The sequence below is a fragment of the Rhizobacter sp. P3_B12 genome (genome assembly GCF_056402895.1).
Map to the genome: position 1 here is coordinate 1 of NZ_JBFUGN010000372.1, position 5,520 is coordinate 5,520.

Below are 5,520 nucleotides of genomic sequence, written 5' to 3' on the forward strand. Positions count from 1 at the left end.
GGTGCGGGCGCTGTAGCGGAACGGCTTGCTGGTCAGCGCGCCGACCGGGCAGATGTCGATCATGTTGCCCGACAGCTCGCTGTCGATGGTATCGCCGGCGACGGTGGTGATCTCGGAGTGCTCGCCGCGGTGGATCATGCCGAGCTCCATCACGCCCGACACTTCCTGGCCGAAGCGCACGCAGCGCGTGCAGTGGATGCAGCGGCTCATCTCTTCCATCGAGATCAGCGGGCCGACATCCTTGTGGAAGACGACGCGCTTCTCTTCGGTGTAGCGCGACGACGACCCACCGTAGCCGACGGCCAGGTCCTGCAGCTGGCACTCGCCGCCCTGGTCGCAGATCGGGCAATCGAGCGGGTGGTTGATCAGCAGGAACTCCATCACGCCCTGCTGGGCCTTCAGCGCCTTGTCGCTCTTGGTGCGCACGATCATGCCCTGCGTCACCGGCGTGGCGCAGGCGGGCATCGGCTTCGGTGCCTTCTCGACGTCGACCAGGCACATGCGGCAGTTGGCCGCGATGGACAGCTTCTTGTGATAGCAGAAGTGCGGGATGTAGGTGCCCGCCTTGTCGGCCGCATGCATCACCATGCTGCCTTCGGTGACCTGGACCTTCTGGCCGTCGAGTTCGATTTCAATCATGTCGTGTTGCCCCGGGACGGGTCTCAGGCGTGGACCGCGACCGCGCAGGTCTTGTGCTCGATGTGATGGATGAACTCATCACGGAAGTGCTTGATCATCGCGCGCACCGGCATCGCGGCGGCGTCGCCGAGCGCGCAGATGGTGCGGCCCTGGATGTTGTCGGCCACCGAGTTCAGCAGCTCGATGTCTTCCATGCGGCCCTGCCCGTGCTCGATGCGGTCGACCATGCGGAACAGCCAGCCGGTGCCTTCGCGGCACGGCGTGCACTGGCCGCAGCTCTCGTGCATGTAGAAGTACGACAGGCGCAGCAGGCTCTTGACCATGCAGCGGGARTCGTCCATCACGATGACGGCGCCCGAGCCGAGCATCGAGCCGGCCTTCGCGATGGCGTCGTAGTCCATCGTCGTGTCCATCATGATCGAGGCCGGCAGCACCGGCGCCGACGAACCGCCGGGGATCACCGCCTTCAGCGTGCGGCCCTTGCGCACGCCACCGGCGAGCTCGAGCAGCTTCGAGAACGGCGTGCCCAGCGGCACCTCGAAGTTGCCGGGGCGCTCGACGTCGCCGACCACCGAGAAGATCTTGGTGCCGCCGTTGTTCGGCTTGCCGATCTCGAGGTAGGGCTGGCCGCCGTTGCGGATGATCCACGGCACCGCGGCGAAGGTCTCGGTGTTGTTGATCGTGGTCGGCTTGCCGTACAGGCCGTAGCTGGCCGGGAACGGCGGCTTGAAGCGCGGCTGGCCCTTCTTGCCTTCGAGCGATTCGAGCAGCGCGGTCTCTTCGCCGCAGATGTAGGCGCCGAAACCGTGCGCGCCGTGCAGCTGGAAGCTGAAGTTCGAACCGAGGATCCTGTCGCCGAGGAATCCGGCCGCACGGGCTTCTTCCAGGGCGGCTTCGAAGCGGTCATAGACCTCGAAGATCTCGCCGTGGATGTAGTTGTAGCCGACGCTGATGCCCATCGCGAACGCCGCGATCGCCATGCCTTCGATGACGATGTGCGGGTTGAACATCAGGATGTCGCGGTCCTTGCAGGTGCCCGGCTCGCCTTCGTCGGAATTGCAGACGAGGTACTTCTGCCCCGGGAACTGGCGCGGCATGAAGCTCCACTTCAGGCCGGTCGGGAAGCCTGCGCCGCCACGGCCGCGCAGGCCGGAGGTCTTCACTTCGGCGATGACCTGCTCGGGCGTCATCGGCTCGCCGGTGGCGCCTTGAAACTCACCGGTCAGGATCTTGCGCAGCGCCTGGTAGCCGCCGCGCGCGACGTAGTCCTTCAGCGACCAGTTGCTGCCGTTCAGGTCGGCATAGATCTGCGCGCCGATGTGGCGGCCGTGAAAGCAGGTCTCGGCGCCGGTGGACTGGAACTTCGAGAGGTCCAACAGGGATTGCGACATGGTTCGGTTCCCGTTTCCCGTCATTTCGCGGCGCGCAGCGTGTCGACGAGCTCGTCGAGGCGCTGTTCGCTCATGAAGCTGCACATCTGGCGGTCGTTGACCAGCATCACCGGCGCATCGGCGCAGGCGCCCAGGCATTCGCTCTTCTGCACGGTGAAGAGGCCGTCGGCGGTGGTGCCGCCCTCTTCGACGCCGAGCCGGCCGCACAGGTGCTCGAGCGCGGTCTGGCCGCTGCGCAGCTGGCACGGCAGGTTGGTGCAGACGTTGAGCTTGAACTTGCCCCGCGGCTGCTGGTTGTACATGTTGTAGAAGGTCGTCACCTCGTGCACCGCGATCGGCGGCATGCCGAGGTACTCGGCGATCAGCTTCTCGCTGTCGGCCGAGACGAAGCCCTGCTCCTGCTGCACGATGGCCAGGCAGGCCAYCACGGCGGACTGCTTCTGGTCGGCGGGGTACTTGGCCACTTCGCGGTCGAAGCGGACGCGGGTCGATTCCGAAATCATCGGTCGATCTCTCCAAACACGATGTCCATGGTGCCGATCACGGCAACGGCGTCGGCGATCATGTGGCCGCGGGCCATCTCGTCGAGCGCGGCCAGGTGCGCGAAGCCGGGGGCGCGGATCTTCAGGCGGTACGGCTTGTTCGCGCCGTCACTGACGATGTAGATGCCGAACTCGCCCTTCGGGTGCTCCACCGCCGCGTAGGCCTCGCCCTCGGGCACGTGGAAGCCTTCGGTGAAGAGCTTGAAGTGGTGGATCAGCTCTTCCATGCTGGACTTCATGTCCACGCGCCCGGGCGGCGCGACCTTGTGGTTCGCGGTGATCACCGGGCCGGCGCCTTTCGCCGAGTCTGCGCGCAGCCAGTCCACGCACTGCTGCACGATGCGGTTGGCCTGGCGCATCTCCTCGACGCGCACCAGGTAGCGGTCGTAGGTGTCGCCGTTGACGCCGACCGGCACGTCGAAGTCCATCTTGTCGTAGACGTCGTAGGGCTGCTTCTTGCGCAGGTCCCAGGCGATGCCCGAGCCGCGCAGCATCGCGCCGCTGAAGCCCAGGTTCAGCGCACGCTCGGGGCTCACGACGCCGATGCCGACGGTGCGCTGCTTCCAGATGCGGTTGTCGGTGAGCAGCGTCTCGTAGTCGTCGACGTTCTTCGGGAAGCGCTTGCTGAAATCCTCGATGAAGTCGAGCAGCGAGCCCTGGCGGTTCTGGTTCAGCCGTGCGATGGCCTTGGCATTGCGGACCTTCGAGGCCTTGTACTGCGGCATCGTGTCGGGCAGGTCGCGGTAGACGCCGCCCGGGCGGAAGTAGGCCGCGTGCATGCGCGCACCCGACACCGCCTCGTACATGTCGAAGATGTCCTCGCGCTCGCGGAAGCAGTAGATGAGGATGTTCATCGCGCCGCAGTCGAGCCCGTGCGCACCCAGCCACAGCAGGTGGTTCAGGATGCGGGTCAGCTCGGAGAACATCACGCGGATGTACTGCGCGCGCAGCGGCACGTCGACGCCCATCAGGCGCTCGATGGCCAGGCAGTACGCATGCTCGTTGGCCATCATCGACACGTAGTCGAGGCGGTCCATGTAGGGCAGCGACTGGATGTAGGTCTTGCTTTCGGCGAGCTTCTCGGTCGCGCGGTGCAGCAGGCCGATGTGCGGATCGGCGCGCTGGATGACCTCGCCGTCGAGCTCCAGCACGAGGCGCAGCACACCGTGCGCGGCCGGGTGCTGCGGGCCGAAGTTCAGCGTGTAGTTCTTGATCTCTGCCATGTCGTTGCCTCGAGGCGCGAGCCTCTAATGCAGGCCACCGTAGTTGTCTTCGCGAATGATGCGCGGCGTGATCTCGCGCGGCTCGATCGTCACCGGCTGGTAGATCACCCGCTTCTGCTCGGGGTCGTAGCGCATCTCGACGTGCCCGGAGGTCGGGAAATCCTTGCGGAACGGGTGGCCGATGAAGCCGTAGTCGGTCAGGATGCGGCGCAGGTCGACGTGGCCGTCGAACAGGATGCCGTACAGGTCGAAGGCCTCGCGCTCGAACCAGTTGGCCGAGTTCCAGATCTCGTTGACCGACGCCACCATCGGCAGGTCGTCATCGGGTGCGAACACCTTCAGGCGCAGCCGCCAGTTGTGCGTGATCGACAGCAGGTGCGAGGCCACGCAGTAGCGCAGGCCTTCGTTCGGCTGGTCCTTGTACGACGAATAGTCGAGGCCGCACAGGTCGACCAGCTGCTCGAAGCGCAGCGTGGGGTCGTCGCGCAGCGCGAGCGCCACCGCGGCGTAGTGCTCGGCGGTGACGGTCAGCGTGAGTTCACCGCGGTCGCGCACCAGGCGCTTGATCTTGCCGGCAAAGGCCGCTTCGAGCGCAGCCTGCAGGGTATCGAGTTTGCTCATGCAGGCTTTCAGCGGGCGATGGTGTTTTCGCGGCGGATCTTGGTCTGCAGCTGCAGCACGCCGTACAGCAGCGCCTCGGCCGTCGGCGGGCAGCCGGGCACGTAGACGTCGACCGGCACGATGCGGTCGCAGCCGCGCACCACCGAGTAGCTGTAGTGGTAGTAGCCGCCGCCGTTGGCGCACGAGCCCATCGACAGCACCCAGCGCGGCTCGGCCATCTGGTCGTAGACCTTGCGCAGCGCCGGCGCCATCTTGTTGCACAGCGTGCCGGCGACGATCATCAGGTCGCTCTGGCGCGGGCTGGGGCGGAACAGCATGCCGAAGCGGTCGATGTCGTAGCGGGCCGCACCCGCATGCATCATCTCGACCGCGCAACACGCGAGGCCGAAGGTCATCGGCCACAGGGATCCGGTCTTCGACCAGTTGATCAGCGTGTCGACGCTGGTCGTGACGAAGCCTTCTTTCAGAACGCCATCAATGCTCATCTGATTACTCCCAGTCCAGGGCGCCTTTTTTCCATTCGTAGGCGAAGCCGACGACGAGGATGCCGAGGAAAACCATCATCGACCAGAAGCCCGCGGGGCCGATCTCCTTGAGCGACACCGCCCACGGGAAGAGAAACGCGATTTCCAGGTCGAACAGGATGAAGAGGATCGCGACGAGGTAGTAGCGCACGTCGAACTTCATGCGCGCGTCCTCGAAGGCCTCGAAGCCGCATTCGTAGGGGGAATTCTTCGCGGAGTCCGGCTTGTGCGGACCCAGCAGGAAACCGAGCACCTGAGGCGCTACGCCTACCCCTACGCCGACCAGGATGAACAGGATGACGGGCAGGTAGGGAGCGAGGTTCATGGTGTGGTTTGAGCGGTCTTGAAACAAACAAGGCACTGGGTAAGTGCCTCGTTCAAAGATCTGGTGCCGTCGGCGAGACTCGAACTCGCACAGCTTTCGCCACTACCCCCTCAAGATAGCGTGTCTACCAATTTCACCACGACGGCTGCACTCAAAAATTGCTGTTCGGTTGGCATGAGGACTGGCTTACCGAACAGCCGTAAATTCTAACCTCAAAGACCTCGGGTTTACGCGCTGTGCACCGCAGTGCAGCAC

7 protein-coding genes and 1 tRNA gene are annotated in these 5,520 nt (G+C 65.0%); all 8 read right to left on the reverse strand.

Annotation, left to right across the window (positions count from 1 at the left end):
* A partial coding sequence (locus AC1D01_RS18720; protein WP_477868893.1) for an NADH-quinone oxidoreductase subunit G occupies positions 1-639 on the reverse strand: 639 nt, incomplete at its 3' end.
* 23 nt (positions 640-662) lie between these two features.
* Positions 663-2,030, reverse strand: coding sequence for an NADH-quinone oxidoreductase subunit NuoF (gene nuoF, locus AC1D01_RS18725; RefSeq protein WP_477868895.1), 1,368 nt, complete (start codon positions 2,028-2,030; stop codon positions 663-665).
* 20 nt (positions 2,031-2,050) lie between these two features.
* Complete coding sequence (locus AC1D01_RS18730) at positions 2,051-2,533, reverse strand: NADH-quinone oxidoreductase subunit NuoE family protein (protein WP_477868897.1); 483 nt, start codon at positions 2,531-2,533, stop codon at positions 2,051-2,053.
* Positions 2,530-3,795, reverse strand: a complete 1,266-nt coding sequence (locus tag AC1D01_RS18735) for an NADH-quinone oxidoreductase subunit D (RefSeq protein ID WP_477868899.1) — start codon at positions 3,793-3,795, stop codon at positions 2,530-2,532. Before AC1D01_RS18735 ends, AC1D01_RS18730 begins: the two co-directional genes overlap by 4 nt.
* A gap of 24 nt (positions 3,796-3,819) precedes the next feature.
* Complete coding sequence (locus AC1D01_RS18740) at positions 3,820-4,416, reverse strand: NADH-quinone oxidoreductase subunit C (protein WP_477868901.1); 597 nt, start codon at positions 4,414-4,416, stop codon at positions 3,820-3,822.
* Between the two features lie 8 nt (positions 4,417-4,424).
* A complete protein-coding gene (locus AC1D01_RS18745; protein WP_047502926.1) occupies positions 4,425-4,901 on the reverse strand; it encodes a NuoB/complex I 20 kDa subunit family protein in 477 nt (158 codons plus the stop codon).
* A 4-nt stretch (positions 4,902-4,905) separates the two neighbouring features.
* Positions 4,906-5,265: an NADH-quinone oxidoreductase subunit A gene (locus AC1D01_RS18750; RefSeq protein ID WP_477868903.1), complete on the reverse strand. Its 360-nt coding sequence runs from the start codon at positions 5,263-5,265 to the stop codon at positions 4,906-4,908.
* A 61-nt stretch (positions 5,266-5,326) separates the two neighbouring features.
* Positions 5,327-5,411, reverse strand: a tRNA-Leu gene (locus tag AC1D01_RS18755).
* Positions 5,412-5,520: the final 109 nt, after the last annotated feature.

Bases quoted from the DNA above. Each gene is read 5' to 3' on its own strand.
- AC1D01_RS18735 (WP_477868899.1), bottom strand. From the start codon at position 3,795: ATGGCAGAGATCAAGAACTACACGCTGAACTTCGGCCCGCAGCACCCG.
- AC1D01_RS18740 (WP_477868901.1), bottom strand. From the start codon at position 4,416: ATGAGCAAACTCGATACCCTGCAGGCTGCGCTCGAAGCGGCCTTTGCC.
- AC1D01_RS18745 (WP_047502926.1), bottom strand. From the start codon at position 4,901: ATGAGCATTGATGGCGTTCTGAAAGAAGGCTTCGTCACGACCAGCGTC.
- AC1D01_RS18750 (WP_477868903.1), bottom strand. From the start codon at position 5,265: ATGAACCTCGCTCCCTACCTGCCCGTCATCCTGTTCATCCTGGTCGGC.